Raw genomic sequence first — 19790 nt, forward strand, 5'->3', positions numbered from 1 at the left:
ACTCTTAATACAAAAGATAAATGAGCATTTTAATTCTTACGGCATGCATTGCGTTTTTAATCATTCAGATAGCTTGGCTTAAAATCAATCCGTTTATTGCCTTTATCATAACAGCTTTATTAGCAGGTTTATTTTTAGGCTTGCCAATAGAAACTTTGTCTCAAACCGTGCAAAAAGGTTTAGGCGAAATGTTAGGATCTATCACCTTGATTATTGTTTTTGGAACCTGTATTGGTAAACTCACCGTTTCATCAGGCGCCGCCAATGTCATTGCCAAAACAGTTATGGGATGGACGGGTAAAAAATATGTTCGTCTTGGTTTAATGATTACCGGATTTATTGTTGGGATACCGCTATTTTATAGTGTTGGATTTGTTTTGTTAGTTCCATTAATCTTCTCAGTAGCTCATCAATTTAAGCTTTCAAAAGTATATCTCGGTATTCCAATGCTGGCGTCGCTTTCAGTGGCACATGGTTTTTTGCCTCCACATCCGTCTCCAATGGCTTTAAGCAGTATTTTAAATGCTGATATCGGACTCGTTTTAGTCTACGGAATCATCATTGCGATTCCAACCATTTTTATTGCAGGTTTATTGTTCTCGAATTTATTAAAAAACATCAAAACCGAATCAGATCATGAAATTCTGAATGTCGAAGAAATAATAAACGAAGGCAAACTTCCAAGTTTTTCATTGAGTTTATTCTCCGCTTTATTTCCGGTTTTCGGTTTAACACTGACTTCGATATTACCTATGATTTCAAAAAATGAAACTCTGGTTAATATCTGCAAAACAGTTGGAGAACCAAGTATGATTATGCTGATTTCTCTATTAATCTGTACGTATACTTTAGGAATCAGAATGAACAGAAGTATTACATCAGTAATGGATGATTATGCCGTTGCAATAAAAGATGTTGCTTTGGTTGTTTTAATTGTTGGAGGAGCGGGTGGTTTAAAAGAAGTAATGATTGTAAGCGGTGTAAACGAAACTATTGTAGCATCATTAACACAAACAAACATTCATCCATATTTATTGGCCTGGATGATGGCGGCAATCATACGCGTTTGTGTAGGATCTGCAACAGCAGCTGGATTAATGACTGCCAGCGTTTTATTACCTTTGTTACAAACTACCGGTCTAGATCCCAACCTGTTAGTTTTATCTGTTGGAGCCGGAAGCTTAATGTGCTCACACGTAAACGATCCAAGTTTTTGGATGTTCAAAGAATATTTTAATATCAGCCTGAAAGATACATTCAAATCATGGACCGTCATGGAATCTCTAGTATCTGTTTTAGGAATCATTTTCGTTTTTATTTTAAACTCTATAATACATTAATATCATGAATTTATTACCACAAGAAAAATTTGAAACATTAGGCTTATCATTACCACCGGCGCCTCAGCCACTTGGTATCTATAAACCTTATTTAGTTGATGGTAAATATTTATACCTTTCAGGTCATGGGCCCGTTAACGACGACAAATCGCTAATCATTGGCCGAATTGGCGATGACATGGATATCGAAGAAGGAAAATTAGCAGCAAGACAAGTCGGATTAACAATGCTTTCTACAATTGTAACCAATTTTGGGAGCCTGAATAAAGTAAAACGTGTTATAAAAGTTTTAGGAATGGTCAATTGTAATGGCGAATTCTTGAGACATCCGTATGTAATAAACGGTTGTAGCGAATTGTTTGCTGAAGTTTGGGGACAAGAAAACGGAATTGGAGTAAGAAGCGCCGTAGGAATGGGTTCTTTACCGGACAATATTCCTGTTGAAGTTGAAGCCGTTTTCGAATTATTTTAGATTAAAGAATTTAGCCCACGGGTTTTACGGATTAAACAGGTTCGCACAGATTTTTTTTAACACATAGAAACATAGATTTTTTACTTGTAAACTAGAAGGAAGTAAAAAAAGCCAGCTTTCACACATAGCTATGTGTATTAATGCAAGTGAAATGCCTTTTTTCAACACTTTCAAAAACTATGTTTCTATGTGTTTAAAGAATTAACCGCTACGTTTATAAATCTTTTTAATCATAATAATCCGTGGCAAAAAAACAAAAATATGAATACAACACCACAAACTAGAATTGCAACTTTTGGAGAATTATTACTTCGAATGAGCGTTGCAGATGGAAACCGATTTACACAAGCCAATGAAATAAAAATTCATGTTGGAGGTGCCGAAGCAAATGTTTGTGTTTTACTTTCTCAACTCGGAATTCAAACCGATTATATTACCCGATTACCCGAAAATGATTTGGCACAATTGGCCTTAAACGAACTTCAGAAATACAAAGTAAATACTTCAAAATGTGTTTATGGCGGAGAACGTTTGGGATTGTATTTTGTTGAAGCCGGAAATCAAATCAGGCAATCACAAGTTATTTATGACCGAAGCAATTCGTCTTTTGCAACTATCGAAAAAGATCAAATCAATTGGGATTTGGCTTTAGCCGATGTTACGCACTTTCACTGGTCAGGAATAAGTCCGGGAGTTTCAAACGAAGCAGGTTTAGCTTGTAAAGAAGCAATTCTTGTGGCGCATAAAAAAGGTTTACCTATTTCTTCTGATTTTAATTACAGATCAAAATTATGGCAATATGGGAAACATCCTTCTGAAATTATGCCGGATTTGCTTCAATACAGCACAATTACTGTTGCCGATTTAGACGCAATTGAAATTTATTTCGGAATTAAAACCGATAAAAATGAATCGGATGAAAATCGTTTTCAGAAAACATTCGAATTATTAAAAGTAAAAATGCCATTTCTAAAAACATTAGCAATGAGTTTTAGAAAATCAGATGGACCGGCGCATTTATACAAAGGTTTACTAATTCATGAAGGTAATTTTTACCAAACTCAAGAACATAAAATACACGTTGTAACAGATCAAATTGGTTCCGGAGATGCTTTCAACGCTGGATTATTATACGGATTATCGAATAAATTTTCCGGACAAGAATCCATCGAATGGGCAACAGCTTGTAGCGTAATCAAACAAAGCATTCACGGAGATTTTGCCATTACAAATGAAAACGAAATAAGTCATTTCATCAAAAATGGCTCAAGTAATAGAATTAATAGATAAAATAAGAAAATGTACAGCATATTAAAAACGCAAGGTGTACTTCCGTTAGTAACCCAAATCAACATTGAAACAGCCCAAATAGTATTACAATCAGCGGCTGATGCTGGCATTAAAATTATCGAGTTTGCTGCTCGTGCAGATAATGCTAAAGAAGTTTTTAGCCAAATGATAGACTTTAAAAAAGCAAATAATCTTGATGTAAAAATAGCCGTTGGATCTATCTTAAGCGTTGATGATGCCGAAACGTTTCATCTACTTGGAGCAGATTGTATCGTTTGCCCACATACAGATCTGGAAATTGGAAATTATTGCTTCAAAAATAATATTTACTGGATTCCCGGAGCTGCGACATTAAACGAAATATTGCAAGCCAATAAATTAGGGGCCGAAATTGTAAAACTTTTTCCTGCTGATAAAATTGGTGGTCCCGGATATGTAAAAGCAATAAGAGCCCCGTTCCCAAATTTGAAAATAATGCCAACCGGAGGCGTAACGCTCGAAGAAAGCAATTTAAAATCATGGTTCAAATCCGGAGTGGTTTGCGTGGGAATTGGTTCTAATTTATTTTCGAAAGAAATGCTTTTGAACCTAAATTATAAGCAATCGTTAGAAGCGTTTCAAAATTTAATTGAAGTTGTAGAAAAAACCAGAAACTAAAGTTATGCAAGACAATTGGTGGAAAATTAATTCCGAAACACGCATTGATACGCCATTTTTAGCTGTTTACGAAAATCGTATTCAGTCGAATATTGAACGTTTAATTGAAGCAGTAAATGGCGAAACTCAAAAATTAAGACCACACATCAAGACGCATAAAATAGGTGAAATTTTGGATTTGTTTAAAACCTACAACATCAACAAAATAAAATGCGCAACAATTGCCGAAGCGGAATTGGCTGCAATACATGAAATTCAAGATGTGCTTCTCGCCTATCAGCCTGTTGGTGCTAAAAAAGAACGATGGATTTCATTGATTCAGAAATATCCCAATATTGCTTTTTCGACTATTGTTGACAATTTAGATTCGGCGAAAGCCTTAAATGAAAGTGCTGCAAAAAACAATCTGAAACTTACCATTTATCTGGATTTAAATACCGGAATGAACAGAACCGGAATCTCAGTTTCTAAAAACTGGAAAGATTTAATTGATGAAATTGTTTTATTGAAAAACATTGATTTTGCAGGAATTCATATTTATGATGGTCATCTAAAAGGAGATTTAGAACATCGATTTGATATTGCTTCGAATTTATTTTTTAGCATAAACGAAGAAATTCAGACTATTAATAAAAAACTGGGGGACGAATTAAAAATTGTCGCTGGCGGATCAAACACTTTTCCGTTTTATGCGACTCAGGAAAATGTAGAATGCAGTCCCGGAACTTTTGTTTTTTGGGATTCGAATTACCAAATTCATTTACCGGAACAAGATTTTGAACCGGCTTTGGTAATTGTTGGAACCATAATTTCAAAACCAACAAGTGCTACTTTTTGTATTGATATTGGATACAAAGCCGTAGCTTCTGAAAACCCAATCGATAAAAGATTAGTGATTTTAAATGATGAAAACCTAATCCCAACGGCACATTCAGAAGAACATTTAATTATAGAAAACAGAGGAAAAAACGAGTATGCTATTGGCGATACCATTTACGCACAACCTTATCATGTTTGCCCAACTTGCGCCCTTTACGATTCGGTTCAGGTTGTGAATTCGGAACATGAAATTTGCGATCAATGGCTGGTTGTTGCCCGCAGTAGAAAAATTAATATCTAGCAGCAGAAAAAGTAGAACAAAGAAAAAAGAATAGAAAATAAAGCGAAGAAGAAAGAGAATAGACCTCATAATAACACTTGTCTGGAAAACCTCTGAGCCTTTGAACCTTTGTGCCTTAAAAAAAATAATATGTTTATAATAGACGCCCATTTAGACCTGAGCATGAATGCGATGGAATGGAATCGAGATTTAAGAAATGACGTACCAACTTTGCGTCATCTCGAAAAAGGAATGACGGACAAACCAGATCGCGAACGCGCAACGGTTTCTTTTCCAGATTTACGACGCGGCAATATTGGTATTGTTGTAGCCACTCAAATTGCACGATTTGTAAAACCGGACAGTATTATTCCGGGTTGGAATTCTCCTGAACAAGCCTGGGCACAAACTCAAGGTCAGCTTGCGTGGTACAAAGCCATGGAAGAAGCCGGAGAAATCACAGCCATTACCGATAAAAAATCGCTTTTAAAACAAATTGATTTATGGAATGATGGAACTCCAAACGATAAAAAACCTATTGGTTATATTTTGAGTTTAGAAGGCGCAGATTCCATTATTAATGTTTCATATTTAGAAAAAGCATACAATTACGGATTGCGTGCCATTGGTCCTGCGCATTATGGACCCGGGCGTTACGCAAACGGAACGGACGCAACCGGAAAAATGAATCAAAACGGTCTGGATTTATTAAAAGAAATGGAACGTTTGAACATCATTCTGGACGCAACACATTTATGCGACGATGCTTTTTGGCAAGCTTTAGATCATTATCACGGACCAGTTTGGGCAAGTCATAATAATTGCAGAAGTCTGGTTGATCACAATCGTCAATATAGTGACGAAATGATCAAAGCTTTAATTTCTCGTGGCGCCGTTATTGGCGGTGCTTTAGATGCGTGGATGTTGGTTCCGAATTGGGAAAGAGGCGTTTCGACACCAAAAGGCACCAATTGCAATCTCGAAACGGTTTTCAAACACATGGATCATATTTGCCAATTAGCCGGAAATGCCAATCATATTGGTGTGGGATCCGATTTGGATGGCGCTTTTGGCACAGAACAAGGTCCGTATGATTTAGACACCATTGCCGATTTACAAAAATTGGTTTTGATCTTTAAAAACAACGGCTATTCTGATGAAGATTTAAATAAAATCTTTCACCAAAACTGGATCAATTTCTTAATGAAAAATTGGGATTAAATAAAGACTAAACTTGGAACTGCCTTCTTATACGACTGTAATTTTTCGTCGGTTGGATCAACTTCTGTAACCACATAATCAACCTCGGATAAGTTGGCAATTTTCATTTTTAGAACGGTGTCGAGTTTTTCAGAAATAGTCAGAATCGCTGTTTTTTCAGAAGCCTGAATCATTGCTTTTTTTACCTGAACGGTTTCCCAATCAGAATCTGAGAAACCACCTTCGATATCAAGAGCATTAGTTCCTAATATTAATAAATCAACTTTAATATTAGCCAATTGATTGTAGACATCGCCACTCACACACATTTGGCTGTAAGATGAAATGCTTCCGCCAATCATTATAATTTTAACATTGGGTTTATCCAGAAGTTCCACCGCAGATAAAACGGTAACAGTAAAAATAGTAAGATTTAAATCATCAGGAATTAAACGAATGAATTCACGAATTGTAGTTCCTCCGCCAATCAACAACACCATTCCGTCATGAAGTAAACCTAAGGTTTTTTGCGCAATGATTTGTTTGGATTCGCCTGCATAAGTTTGATTTGATGAAGAATGATGATAGGCTTTTGTCATGGCACCACCTTTTACTTTAATCAATAAAGATTCTGATTCAAGTTCGTTTATATCACGCCTTACAGTATCTTCTGAAACAAATAATTTAGCCGAAAGCGTTTCAAAACTTACACGGGTATGCAAATTTATCTCTTTTAAAATAAGATTTTTACGTTCTTCCTTAGTGTAATTTACCACTTCATTATCATTGTTCATGCAAATTCGTTTTTGTTAAGGCAAATGTAATCAATAAATGCAATAATATTGCGAAACAAATTATAACAGTACGTAATAAAAAAGTTAATTCATCTATTTTAAAGACATTTATACATAAAACCATTTGCATTTTTTTTGCAAAACAGCAATTACAAATTCTAAATTTGTTTACTGCCAAAAAATAAATTCCAGCTTAACATGAAAACAACATTCTTCCTCTTTTTAATATTCTGCTGCACGGTCATAAGTGCCCAAACTTCTTTTGAAAACAAATCTATAATTCCTGCTCCAAATTCATACAAAGCAAACGGAGACAGTATTCGGTTAAACGGACAAATTAAAGTTATTTTCGAAAAGAATAAATTTAGTGCCAAAGAGCAAAAAACGGCAAATATTTTTGAAGCTGCTATTAACAAAAATGTGTCTTCAAAAAAGAGTCCGGTCGAAGTTTTATTCATTACTAAAAATCCATCCGCTTCCTTAAAAAAAGAAGCGTATAAAATCAATATTACCTCAAAAAAAATAACCGTTACCGGAAGTGAAGAAGGATTATTTTATGGCGTTCAGAGTTTATTGCAAATGCTTCCGAACAAAACTACGGATCAAGAAGTGAAATTGCCTTGCGTTACTATCGAAGATGAGCCGAGATACAGCTACCGCGGGCTTCACCTTGATGTTTGCCGTCATTTTTTCTCTGTCAATGTTATAAAAGATTTTATCGCACAGATGTCGTATTATAAATTAAACAACTTTCATTGGCATTTAACGGACGATCAAGGGTGGAGAATTGAGATAAAAAAGTATCCAAAACTAACTGAAGTAGGTTCGAAAAGAGCACAAACTTTAGTCGGAAATAAATTCGAAAGATTCCCTTATTTTTTTGACGGAAATCCATACGGAGGATTTTATACTCAGGAAGAAATCAAAGACGTAGTGAAATTTGCAGAAGAACATTATGTGAATATTATTCCGGAAATCGAAATGCCCGGTCATGCAACTGCAGCAGTTACTGCTTATCCAAATTTATCTTGTTTTCCAGATCGTCAATATAAAGTTATTGAAAGTTGGGGTGTTTTTGAAGATATTTTCTGTGCCGGAAAAGAAGAGACTTTTACTTTTCTCGAAGATGTTTTAACAGAAGTTATGGCTTTGTTCCCGAGTACTTACATTCATATTGGTGGAGACGAATGTCCGAAAGCAAGATGGAAAGAATGTCCGAATTGCCAAAAGCGAATCAAAGAGTTGGGTCTAAAAAACGAACACGAATTACAAAGTTATTTAACAACCCGAATCGAGAAATTCCTGAATGCAAACGGAAGACAAATTTTAGGCTGGGACGAAATGCTAGAAGGCGGGCTTGCGCCAAATGCTGCTGTAATGTCATGGCGAGGCGAAGCTGGCGGAATTAGCGCTGCAAGACAAAAACATAATGTAATCATGAATCCGGAACAAGTACTTTATCTGGATTATAACCAAGGATATTCTCCGCAAGAGCCTTTAACAATTGGAAGATTAACCACGATTGAAAAAATGTACAATTATAATCCTACTCCTGTTGATAGTTTAACCGTTGACGAACAAAAATATATTATAGGAGTACAATCTAATCTTTGGTCAGAATACTTAACAAGTCCGGCAAAATTAAATTATATGATTTATCCGCGTGTATTTGCTTTAGCAGAAATTGCCTGGACAGAACCTCAAAATAAAAATTACAACCATTTTATTCTGAATCAAATTCCACATCATTTGGAAAAACTAGAAGCGCAAAAAAGATTGTATAAAGTTCCGAGTCCTTTTGGTTCTAATGAAACAGCTTTAATCGGATCAAAATATGTTTTGGATTTAAAACCAACGATCAAAAGCGGACAAATCTTCTATACAATTGATGGATATAATCCTGATGAAACAGCTGAACTTTACACAAAACCGGTCACAATAAATATCCCAAAAGGAGAAATTCGAATTATAAAAACGGTTCAAATTAGTCCAAGCGGAAGAAGAAGTTCGATCAGTAAGATATTGGTTAGAAATCCGGAATTAAAATCGGCTTTGACCATAAAACCTGCTAAAAAAGGTTTAAAATTCGATTATTATATCGGAACCTTATTCCAAAAAGTTCAGGATTTAGATTTAGCAAAACCTGTTAATTCAGGAATTTTTGAAGGTGCAATAAGCAGTGAAAAATGGAAAACGAAAACAGAGCGTTATATTGGCTTAAAATTCGACGGATATATCTTTATTTCGGAAACAGCAAATTATACAATTTCAACGCTTTCAGATGACGGATCGAAGCTTTTTATCGATAATGAATTAGTTGTTAATAACGACGGAATTCATTGGCTCAATGAAGCGTATGGAGCAGTAAAACTAGAAAAAGGATTTCATAAAATCAATATTGGTTATTTTGACCAGATTGGCGGAACTACTTTAACGTGTTTCATTCAACAAGAAGGAAAAGAAAAACAAGAAATTAGTGCTTCGCAATTGTATTATGAATAAAAATATAAAAAGACGCATTCGTTTTAGCAAATGCGTCTTTATTATTAAAAGATCAATTTAGATTATTAAAAAAAACTATTTAGATATTGCTTTACTAATATTTTTAAAATCATCATCTTTTAAATTATATGCAAAACCGGCACCATAAAAATAATAAGCTGCATCACCAGTTTTAGCATTCACAACTTGTATATATTTATTTCCATTCATACTTACATATCTTAAATAATAGATATCTTCATTATTTAAAATCTTCTTTTCCAGATCTTCATCTCTAATAAACTGGTACTTGTATTTGTAATCTTCTAAAAGTTTTTTGAGATCTTTTTCATCCCTAAGTTTCTCAGTTCCTTTCCATGGACTATATTCCATCATATAAGCTTCCGGAATGTAAAGTGTATTTTCTTTTAGATTTTTAACTTCAGGAGCTGCAAAATCATCATACAATCCGCAATGTTCACCTTTACTGATAATTTTATTTATTTGCTGAAAATAGTTTTTCAGCATTCCCAAATTAGTATTGGTAAAACTTTGTTCAGTATACATTTGTTCATACAATTCGCTCAATGTCTTTTTTACCTTACCAGTTCCCATTGCATCATTTAAAAATTTATTATTAGCAGAAAGAGGAGCTCTTGCTATATAAATCAAATTTTCATTTAAAACCTCGTTCAGTTTTCTATCGTATTTTTTGTCATCTGATTTCAGTTTTGCTACTCCTTTATCGAATTTCTCTTTATCTAAAATTCGTATTGCAAAATTGGTATGAATATAAACGGTACCTTTTGAACTTGTAGTTATATCTCCCATGAATTTTGCAATTGAATATTTACCATCTACATAATCCATTATATTAAAATCCTTATATTCAACGACTTTGTACGGAGTAACTGTCCAGACTTCTTTCAGGATTTTTTCATAATCTTCTTTTTTATTCAACTGAGGCAGTACAAAAACGGTAGTAGTAGCTTTAAATTTCTCTAACTCTCCTTTTTCAAAGGCATCGTTTGAACCACGGTCAGAAGCAGTTACAGCTACCTGAGCATAATTTTGAATACTTAGGGCAAGCATTACAATAAGTAAAATTCTTTTCATTTAACAAGATTTGTTTTGGTGTATATTATTTTTTAGGTGCGATAAAAATAGTACAAAAAAAACGCATTCAACTTAATGAATGCGTTTTTATATAAACTAAATGTATGTTTAAATTATCCTTTTAAACTTGCTGCTAAATACTCACGGTTCATACGTGCAATATTTTCAAGAGAAATTCCTTTAGGACATTCAACCTCACAAGCTCCTGTATTTGTACAGTTACCAAAACCTTCTAAATCCATTTGGTGTACCATGTTTAAAACACGATCAACCGCTTCTACTTTACCTTGTGGTAATAATGCATATTGAGATACTTTTGCAGAAACGAACAACATTGCTGATGAGTTTTTACAAGTTGCAACACAAGCTCCACAACCAATACAAGCTGCAGCATCAAATGATTTATCTGCATCATGTTTGTTGATTGGAATTGTATTTGCATCAATTGTATTTCCTGAAGTATTTACCGAGATAAATCCTCCTGCATGTTGAATTCTGTCAAAAGAACTTCTGTCAACAACTAAATCTTTAATTACAGGGAAAGCTTTTGCTCTAAATGGCTCGATAAAAATTGTATCGCCATCTTTAAACATACGCATGTGTAACTGACAAGTAGTAACTCCTCTGTCTGGTCCGTGTGCTTCTCCGTTAATGAACAAAGAACACATTCCGCAGATTCCTTCGCGACAATCGTGGTCAAATGCTACTGGCTCTTCACCTTTATTGATCAATTGTTCGTTAAGAACATCAAGCATTTCAAGGAAAGACATATCTGGTTCGATTCCGTCGATTGGGTAATCAACAATTCCCCCTTTATCCTGGGCGTTTTTCTGACGCCATATTTTTAATGTAAGTTTCATTTTGTATAAGTTTTAAGTATCAAAAAGTATATCAACTTTTTAAATACTATTTGTAGCTTCTTTGAACTAATTTAATGTTTTCGTAAACCAGAGGTTCTTTGTGTAATACTGCATCACTTGGTTTTCCTTTGTATTCCCAAGCTGCAACATATGCAAAGTTTTCGTCATCACGAAGTGCTTCTCCTTCTTCTGTTTGGTATTCTTCACGGAAGTGACCTCCACAAGACTCATTACGGTGTAATGCATCTTTCGCGAATAATTCTCCTAACTCTAAGAAATCGGCAACACGTGTCGCTTTCTCTAATTCCTGATTAAATTCGTTAGCGCTTCCAGGAACTTTTACATCTTTATAAAACTCCTCACGTAAAGCAGCAATTTCTTCGATAGCTTCAGTTAAACCTTTAGCATTACGAGCCATACCTACTTTATCCCACATGATTTTTCCTAATTTCTTGTGGAAATAATCTACAGAATGAGTTCCTTTATTATTGATAAATCTATCGATTTGATCTTTTACTTCTTTTTCTGCTGCTACGAATTCTGGTAAGTCTGTAGAAATTTCTCCCATTTTAATATCCGGAGCTAAGTAATCTCCAATAGTATAAGGTAATACGAAATATCCATCAGCTAAACCTTGCATCAAAGCAGAAGCTCCAAGTCTGTTTGCTCCGTGATCAGAGAAGTTAGATTCTCCAATTGAGAAACATCCCGGAATTGTAGTCATTAAGTTATAATCAACCCAGGTTCCACCCATTGTGTAGTGAACTGCAGGATAAATCATCATTGGTGTTGTATACGGATCTTCGTCAACGATTTTGTAATACATCTGGAATAAGTTTCCGTATTTACTTTTCACGATTTCAGCTCCTAATTTAGTTACCAAAGCCGCATCGTTAGCATCTAAACCTTTTACGAAAGCTTCTTCAGTTCCGTAACGTTTGATCGCTGCAGCAAAATCCAAGTAAACAGCTTCTCCAGTTTTGTTAACACCAAAACCAGCATCACATCTTTCTTTTGCAGCACGAGATGCAACGTCACGAGGTACTAAGTTACCAAAAGCAGGATATCTTCTTTCTAAGAAATAATCTCTTTCAGCTTCAGTCAAATCAGTTGCTTTTTTCTTTCCTTCACGAATTGCTTTTGCATCTTCTTGTTTTGCAGGAACCCAAATACGACCGTCATTACGTAACGATTCAGACATCAAAGTCAGTTTTGACTGGTGATCTCCTGAAACCGGAATACAAGTTGGGTGAATTTGTGTGTAACAAGGGTTTGCGAAAAACGCTCCTTTTTTATGAATTTTCCAAGCTGCTGTTGCGTTACTTCCCATAGCATTTGTTGACAAGAAAAACACGTTTCCGTATCCTCCAGAACCAACTACTACCGCGTGAGCAGAATGTCTTTCTATTTCTCCAGTGATTAAGTTACGAGCGATAATACCTCTCGCTTTTCCGTTTACGATAACAATGTCAAGCATTTCGTGACGGTTGTACATTTTTATTTTACCACGACCAATCTGACGGTTCATTGCAGAATAAGCTCCTAACAATAATTGTTGACCAGTTTGTCCTTGTGCGTAAAAAGTACGAGAAACCAAAGTTCCTCCAAAAGAACGGTTATCAAGTAATCCACCATATTCACGAGCCAATGGAACTCCCTGAGCCACACATTGGTCAATAATATTAGCAGAAACTTCAGCTAAACGGTGAACGTTTGCCTCACGTGCACGGTAATCTCCTCCTTTTACAGTATCATAAAATAATCTGTAAACTGAGTCACCGTCACCTTTATAATTTTTTGCTGCATTGATACCACCTTGTGCCGCAATAGAGTGCGCACGACGAGGTGAATCCTGAAAGCAGAAAGCTTTTACGTTATATCCCTGCTCAGCCAAAGTAGCCGCAGCTGAACCTCCAGCCAAACCTGTACCAACAATGATAATATCTAAATTACGTTTGTTAGCCGGGTTTACTAAATTAATATGATCTTTATAATCTGTCCATTTGTCCGATATTGGGCCGTGTGGAATTTTTGAATCTAATGCCATTATAATTTATATTAATTATTGAAATGATGAAATAATGCGATAATTACGAAAAGTGCCGGTACTACAACTGCAAAACCATAACCTACTTTACTTAAAAATCTTGAATACTTATTGTGCATCCCCATTGATTGAAGAGATGAACCGAATCCGTGCCAAAGGTGAAATCCTAATAACACAAATGATACACAATATAATCCTGTGCGAATAGGATCATGAAATTTATGAACTAACTCTCCATAATATCTTGTAGCATCTGGCGTAGCACCTGCAATATATTTGTAGTTAACTTCAGGAAACCAAAAATCATAAAAATGCAATCCTAAGAAAGCCAAAATAACCAATCCAGAAATAATCATATTTCTAGAACTCCATGAAGCATTTGCAGCTCCATTGTATTTTGCATAATTAATTGGTCGTGCAGCGCTATTTTGAGCAGTCAGTACAAATCCCATAACGAAATGGAAAATTACTCCGATTGCCAAAACTGGTTGCATTACATATTGAATCAGCGGATTGTATCCCATAAAGTGAGAAGCTTCGTTAAAAACATCTTCACTAATAATAGAAATGAAATTTAAGGAAACATGCAGCGCTAAAAACGTGATTAAGAATATTCCCGAAAGAGCCATAGCCACTTTCTTTAAGATGGAAGCATTCAATAGTGCAGATTGTGCCATAAGTGTTTAAGTAGTTTGTTTTAAAAAATTACACAAAAATAACTCAATTAACAAAGAACTACAACCATTTCGCTGTTATTTATAATCATTTTAAAATAGCCTACGTATTACGTACTTTTACGTATAAAAAACATTGTATCCCAAATTATTTTATTATAAAATTTTTTAAAAGCGTTTTTCATCCCAATTAAACGCCTTCTGCTTTCCCTAAAACTTATCATATTATTATTTTAAGTAAACTTTTAATTTATTTTCTTTAAAAGTTCTACTCTCCTTAAATTTTATAGGATTAAAAAATTGTCATTCCACAACATAATTTTACCTTTATCGGCTTAAAATTTAATAATGAAAACAGGAATTGACGCTATCTCTTTTGATGTAGCCAACATACATTTACCCATAAAAACTTTGGCAATTGCCAGAAATATTGAACCCGAAAAATTAGAAAAAGGACTTGGATTAATAAAAATGACGCTTCCGGACGTACATCAGGATGCAGTTGTTTTTGGCGCGAACGCTTTAACAAAATTAATCCTTGACAATAATATAAACTTAAACGAAATAAGCCGGATTTATGTTGGAACTGAAAGCGGAATCGACAGTTCTAAACCTATTAGTTCTTTCTTAATAAATTTAATGGAACAAAAATTCGGAGAAGATTCTTTATCAGAATGTGATGTTGTCGATTTTACTTTTGCTTGTATTGGCGGAGTTGATGCGTTGCAAAACTGTATTGATTTTATAAAATTAAATCCTTCTAAAAAAGCAATTGTCGTTACGACAGATTTTGCAAAATACGACTTAAACTCAACCGGAGAATACACTCAAGGCGCCGGAGCTCTGGCAATGCTTGTGACTTCAAATCCTCGAATTATTGCTTTTGATGAAAATTGGGCAATAAGCACAAAAGGCGTTTTTGACTTTTTTAAACCATTCAGAACTATATCAAAAAGCGCCATTACCCAAAACGAAAATAACGATCCTTGGTTTGATAACTTAGAAGCCGAAATCGAGATCCACAAAGATCAACCTGTTTTTGATGGTCAATATTCGAATCAATGTTATATGGATCGTACGCGTAATGCTTACTTCTCATTCAAAAAATTAAAAAACACAACCGAAACTTTATACAAAACCTGGAACAGCATTATCATGCATTTGCCTTATTCTTTTCAGGGACGCAGAATGTTATCTGAAATTTATGCTTTAGATCATGCTGATAAAATTATTGCAGAAAATATCGAACCTGCAGATTATCAAACTAAAATTAAAGAAGTAGGAAAATCTGATGAGTACAGAAAATTTGTAACCGAGAAATTACAACCTGCAGAATTGGCTTCATCTTTAATAGGAAACCTTTATACAGGATCTATTTTCATGGGGTTATTATCGACTTTGGCTCATTATTATGACACAAAAAAAGAAGTTGCCGGAACCAAATTTGGATTCTTAGCTTACGGAAGCGGATCTAAATCAAAAGTTTTCGAAGGAACAATTCAACCAAACTGGCAATCGGCTTTAGCCAAAACAAAGCTTTTTGAGAATTTGGAAGAAAGCACCGAAATTGGTTTTGAAACTTATGAAAGCCTTCATAAAAAAGAACAGAAACAAAGTATTCGAACTCCAAAAAACGAATGGATTTTAGATAAAATCGAAAAAGAAATCCCAAATTTAATTGGAGCGAGATATTATAAATGGGTTGATTAAATTAATCCCAATTTTAAATCATAAAAAAACCGAAGTACTTAGCTTCGGTTTTTTTATTCAGTTAATTAATCTTGATTATAATGTTGCTTGATTTCTTTTAGGATTTCAAAAACAACATCATCATTTTTTTCTTTATGTCGTCTTGCCCAGAAACTATAAATCCAGACTGTATTAAGTTGCGAAGCATATTCTGCATTACTATTATCTTTCTCTGAACTTGTTTCTGCATTTTTGCTTACTAAACTCAAAACATTCTCTGATGCATAAGGTTTTATCTCATTGTAATAATAATTAGGAAACTCTTTTTGCGCACCAAAAATCATTGTTTTATAGATTTTATTCAATCTTTCATCAGGATTTTCAGTTGCATAAATATCTTCATGAGTTTCTATTAAGGCATCTACAACTAAATTTAAATTGGAATCAAAATAAATTTTATTCGATAAAAAAGCATACAATAAAGTATTGTAACTATCAAAAGCTTCCCGAATCGCTTCAGGATTTCGCCTTATTTTTTCATCTACTTTTTTTATTTCCTCATCATAAGCGAATCCTCTTTCTATTGCAATTCGGATTGCTGTAAAGGACTGATCTTTTTCTAATGCCAAAAAACCCGACAAAAAGTTCTTAGTAAGATCCTGTGTTTTGGTATTATCATAACTCGAATCCTCAAAAAGTTCTTTGAAGTATGCGTTTATATTTACTTCCGGAAAATTCATTTCGTTAAAACCATAATAATCAGATTCTGATTCCTCACCTTCTCCTTCGCCTTCACTTTCATGTTCGACATCTGTAGCGACTTCTTCTGTTTCTGACACAGAATTTAAGGTTCCAATTATACTATCACCACTATAAGATCGTACTGTAACCACATTTAAAACCGCTAAATACAACGAAAAAGAAAAAATGAGTATCGAAATAAACAGCATTAAAAAACCAAGAAACTTAGTTATTTCAATAACAGAATCTTTTATTCTTAAAACCAGACTTATTATTAAACTGGCAATCATTAAAATATCTAAAGAGACAAAAAATCGATAAATATAATCAGAACTAACAACTCCAACTTCCAATTTTAAAACGGAAGAAATAATAGAACATAGAAAAGTTAAAGCGCCAAAAATTACATTTATAAAAAAGGCATTCTTCCAAAATTTATCAATTGGCGCTTCTTTATTCACTTCATCATTTGTAGAATCAGAATGGATTACAGCCACTATCAATCTTTGAATTATAATTGAAATTGCCAATAAAATTAAAGGCGAAAAACCAATTATCAATAACTGAATCATAGGTATTAACTGGATATCATCGTTATATATTTTATTAAAGACAAAACTAAAAACCAGCAATATTATACACTGAATTATTATAACTATTTTATAAGATTTTATCATTCTTCGTCTGAGTTTGAATTTGCGTCGTATTGCTCTTTTATTTCGTTTAAGATTATAGCAATTTCTTTTATATTTCCTTCATTATTTCTTCTTGCCCAAAAACTATAAAACCACATAATATCAGCGTCTTTAAAATCTGCATTATTAGAAAATTTATAAGTCTGAAGTTTTTCGATTGTTTCTGCAGTGAAATATTTTTCAAAATCTGAATAATATTTTTCCATATTAGGTCTGGAACTACCATAAGACTGATGCATAGCATTGTAGATTTCTTTTAATTTTTCATTTTCAGCACCAATGTCATCGTATGTCAAAAGCAACCCGTCTACAATTTTGTCAAAATTTGCCTTGCGATAAATTTCTGGTGAAATAACACTATAAATTACTGATCTGTAATTCTCGAATCCTAAATAAAGTGCATCAGGATTTTCTCTAATATTATCAATGTATTGAACGAGATAATAATAGTCACTTTCGGTAATATGATCGTCTAAACTTCTGCCTATTAGAATTCTGACATCATAAAAATCATATTTTCCATCAAGTGCTCCCCAATCCGGAATTAAAGAATTCCAGGACGAAAGCAATTTAGACTTTTCGACCTCATAATCAACTTGTTCGTTGTCTGCTTCTACATAATCTTCTGATGTTTCTGCGGCATCAGACGAAAGTTCTTTTTCATCTCTTCGATTGATATAATTTTCTGAGGCATTCATAAATTCACCTATAAAAACAACTTCATAAGTAAAGGATGCAGCAATTATAAAAAAACTAAAGATCAATATAAAAACTGCAAGTGTTTTATTTGATTTCCAATAAATTCCTGCTGCTAAAAAAAAGGAAGCTGTTACTAAGCTTAATATTATAATGAGTAAAGATCTTAAAACCACTAAACTATAAAATAGAGTTGGCTGATCTATTATAAATGGATTTTTTCGATATAACCCAAATGCAAAAACAGCAATGATTATTAAGAAGAAAACAGTGCAGTAAAATGCAAATTTCCAAAAGTTTTGCTGGCGAACTTTCTTTTGTATATCAGCTTCATCTTCCGTAACATTCTCCTTTTTTATAAACACAATTAAAACAGAGACAAGAAAACAAACGCCAAAGAAAATTAAAGGAACTGCGTGTCCATAATTAAATTCATATGGATGAAATCCTCTTACATTAAGAAGTTTCTGCTTTCTAAAATTCATTAAAATTAAGAGACCAAGTAATAATGCGGGAATAAATTGAAGTAATATAACGGTTTTAAAAAATTTGGTTTTTTTGTCCATAATAAGGATTAGTGGTTGTGTAGGAATTTGCCCAAAACTATTAAAAAAATTTTAACATTTAGGTTTGAAATTCATTTTTTGAAAGAAAAATAAATTAAATTTTAACTTTAAATATATTACAACTATAACACTCTGACTTGCAACAATTTCAACTATTTGCCTTTAATCAAATAAAAAAACCGAAACTATAATTGCTTCGGTTTGGCTTTTAAATTTAAAATTATTTAATCCTTTTTATGTTGTTCCGTATAATTTTGATCTCCTTTAATGGCTTGATCGTGAACATTCATTCCGTTTGACATTCCTAACATAAAGGCTGTTATTATTACCACCATTTTTCTTTTTATCCAATGAAGCGGTCGTTTAGATTGTACTAAACGTGTTTTATTATTGTGTTTATACATTTTGAAAATGATAAATGATTAGACATTATTGTATCATTTTATGCCGTAAAAAGCATAAATACTTAGAAAAGAAATTCTCTAAGCGATGTATAAACTTTTGTAGAAATTGTTTGAAGTTATCATTTCATTCATGAATACAAATTGTCTCATAAATGAATGTATGTTTTGATAAAGAAGTTTTTGCAGTTTATGAATAGTTCGAACCTCAAGATTACAAACATCTTTAAGCTGAAGATAAAGTACAGGAATTAAAAATACCGTTTTAAAAAAAAAATTTTGAATAACTAAAGATGAAACGAGAGTTTCTAAAATCTAATTCTCTCCTTAAAATAACACAGGAAGATTGATAATAATCTGCCGATTTTGTTTGAAAATCTACTGTACCGTCATTTGCAATCACGACAAAAGCCAGAAAGAGCGAAAGCAGATATTTAATACAGTTTTTCAATTTAGTTTGATTTATTATAATTTCATTTCCATGATGGGCATAAACCTATTTTTTATTGAAGTTTCGAATTCTCCAATTTTCACAAATCCCATTTTAGAATAAAATGCTTCAGCATTTGGTTCTGAGTCGAGCGTTATTATTTGAATTTGAGCTTCTTTCATTCGGTTTAAAAAATCCAGAAGCAGGAATTTTCCAAATCCTTTACCAATATATTCCGGCAAGATAAATAAATTATCCATTTTGACATGCTTTTGACCTTCAAAAATGTAAGAATAATAACCTATAACTACATTCTCCTTTATTAATTTGAATACTTTATTATCTCTAATATAATCCTGAGTAATCGTTAAATTTTGATTCCATTTTAGAATTTGTTCTACCGAATATCCCCAATAAGCTTTTGACTTTTTGGTTATATCAGTTAGAATTTCGTTATCAGATGTTGTTGCTTTTTCTATCGTCATTTTTATATTAAATCATAACGAAGATAATAATTTATAAAGTCGTTAATCTACTAAAAA

17 protein-coding genes are annotated in these 19790 nt (G+C 33.4%); 8 read left to right on the forward strand and 9 right to left on the reverse strand.

Features of this window, described 5'->3' with window-relative positions; all coding sequences use genetic code 11:
* The first annotated feature begins 20 nt into the window (after nt 1-20).
* The 6 genes from RC62_RS06820 to RC62_RS06845 all read left to right on the forward strand — a co-directional run bounded on the left by RC62_RS06820 (nt 21) and on the right by RC62_RS06845 (nt 6079).
* Entirely contained in the window at nt 21-1340 is a 1320-nt protein-coding gene (locus tag RC62_RS06820) for a GntP family permease (protein WP_055093881.1), read from the forward strand.
* Between the two features lie 4 nt (nt 1341-1344).
* A complete protein-coding gene (locus RC62_RS06825; RefSeq protein ID WP_055093883.1) occupies nt 1345-1812 on the forward strand; it encodes a RidA family protein in 468 nt (155 codons plus the stop codon).
* A 261-nt stretch (nt 1813-2073) separates the two neighbouring features.
* Complete coding sequence (locus RC62_RS06830; RefSeq protein ID WP_055094510.1) at nt 2074-3102, forward strand: sugar kinase; 1029 nt, start codon at nt 2074-2076, stop codon at nt 3100-3102.
* A 9-nt stretch (nt 3103-3111) separates the two neighbouring features.
* Nucleotides 3112-3759, forward strand: a complete 648-nt coding sequence (locus RC62_RS06835) for a bifunctional 4-hydroxy-2-oxoglutarate aldolase/2-dehydro-3-deoxy-phosphogluconate aldolase (RefSeq protein WP_055093885.1) — start codon at nt 3112-3114, stop codon at nt 3757-3759.
* A gap of 4 nt (nt 3760-3763) precedes the next feature.
* Nucleotides 3764-4879, forward strand: a complete 1116-nt coding sequence (locus RC62_RS06840; protein WP_055093886.1) for a D-TA family PLP-dependent enzyme — start codon at nt 3764-3766, stop codon at nt 4877-4879.
* Between the two features lie 129 nt (nt 4880-5008).
* Nucleotides 5009-6079 (forward strand): dipeptidase, encoded by a 1071-nt coding sequence (locus RC62_RS06845; protein WP_055093888.1) that lies wholly within the window; start codon nt 5009-5011, stop codon nt 6077-6079.
* Here RC62_RS06845 and RC62_RS06850 read toward each other — a convergent pair.
* Complete coding sequence (locus RC62_RS06850) at nt 6076-6852, reverse strand: DeoR/GlpR family DNA-binding transcription regulator (protein WP_055093890.1); 777 nt, start codon at nt 6850-6852, stop codon at nt 6076-6078. The genes RC62_RS06845 and RC62_RS06850 overlap by 4 nt on opposite strands.
* A 198-nt stretch (nt 6853-7050) precedes the next feature.
* Here RC62_RS06850 and RC62_RS06855 point away from each other — a divergent pair, with 198 nt between their 5' ends.
* Nucleotides 7051-9354, forward strand: coding sequence for a family 20 glycosylhydrolase (locus tag RC62_RS06855; RefSeq protein ID WP_055093892.1), 2304 nt, complete (start codon nt 7051-7053; stop codon nt 9352-9354).
* Nucleotides 9355-9429: 75 nt separating this feature from the next.
* On the opposite strand, the gene RC62_RS06860 is transcribed toward RC62_RS06855, so the two are convergent.
* The 4 genes from RC62_RS06860 to RC62_RS06875 form a co-directional block, all read right to left on the reverse strand.
* The gene (locus tag RC62_RS06860) at nt 9430-10449 is read right to left on the reverse strand and encodes a hypothetical protein (RefSeq protein ID WP_055093894.1); all 1020 of its coding nucleotides are present in this window, start codon (nt 10447-10449) and stop codon (nt 9430-9432) included.
* Nucleotides 10450-10562: 113 nt separating this feature from the next.
* Nucleotides 10563-11309 (reverse strand): succinate dehydrogenase/fumarate reductase iron-sulfur subunit, encoded by a 747-nt coding sequence (locus RC62_RS06865; RefSeq protein WP_055093895.1) that lies wholly within the window; start codon nt 11307-11309, stop codon nt 10563-10565.
* Between the two features lie 46 nt (nt 11310-11355).
* Complete coding sequence (locus RC62_RS06870) at nt 11356-13356, reverse strand: fumarate reductase/succinate dehydrogenase flavoprotein subunit (RefSeq protein WP_055093897.1); 2001 nt, start codon at nt 13354-13356, stop codon at nt 11356-11358.
* 11 nt (nt 13357-13367) lie between these two features.
* Nucleotides 13368-14033, reverse strand: coding sequence for a succinate dehydrogenase cytochrome b subunit (locus RC62_RS06875; protein ID WP_055093898.1), 666 nt, complete (start codon nt 14031-14033; stop codon nt 13368-13370).
* A gap of 345 nt (nt 14034-14378) precedes the next feature.
* Here RC62_RS06875 and RC62_RS06880 point away from each other — a divergent pair, with 345 nt between their 5' ends.
* On the forward strand, nt 14379-15740 hold the full coding sequence (locus tag RC62_RS06880) for a hydroxymethylglutaryl-CoA synthase family protein (RefSeq protein ID WP_055093900.1): 1362 nt from the start codon (nt 14379-14381) through the stop codon (nt 15738-15740).
* 65 nt (nt 15741-15805) lie between these two features.
* Here the strand turns inward: RC62_RS06880 and RC62_RS06885 are convergent, their stop codons facing one another.
* The 4 genes from RC62_RS06885 to RC62_RS06900 all read right to left on the reverse strand — a co-directional run bounded on the left by RC62_RS06885 (nt 15806) and on the right by RC62_RS06900 (nt 19733).
* Nucleotides 15806-17137: a hypothetical protein gene (locus RC62_RS06885; protein WP_167343849.1), complete on the reverse strand. Its 1332-nt coding sequence runs from the start codon at nt 17135-17137 to the stop codon at nt 15806-15808.
* On the reverse strand, nt 17134-18336 hold the full coding sequence (locus tag RC62_RS06890; RefSeq protein ID WP_157472396.1) for a hypothetical protein: 1203 nt from the start codon (nt 18334-18336) through the stop codon (nt 17134-17136). Before RC62_RS06890 ends, RC62_RS06885 begins: the two co-directional genes overlap by 4 nt.
* A gap of 305 nt (nt 18337-18641) precedes the next feature.
* Nucleotides 18642-18821 carry a hypothetical protein gene (locus RC62_RS06895; RefSeq protein WP_055093905.1) on the reverse strand — a complete coding sequence of 60 codons (180 nt, stop codon included), beginning with the start codon at nt 18819-18821 and terminating at the stop codon, nt 18642-18644.
* A gap of 462 nt (nt 18822-19283) precedes the next feature.
* Nucleotides 19284-19733: a GNAT family N-acetyltransferase gene (locus tag RC62_RS06900; RefSeq protein ID WP_055093907.1), complete on the reverse strand. Its 450-nt coding sequence runs from the start codon at nt 19731-19733 to the stop codon at nt 19284-19286.
* Nucleotides 19734-19790 lie beyond the last annotated feature (57 nt).

The sequence above is a fragment of the Flavobacterium aquidurense genome (assembly GCF_001404985.1).
GTDB lineage: Bacteria > Bacteroidota > Bacteroidia > Flavobacteriales > Flavobacteriaceae > Flavobacterium > Flavobacterium aquidurense_B.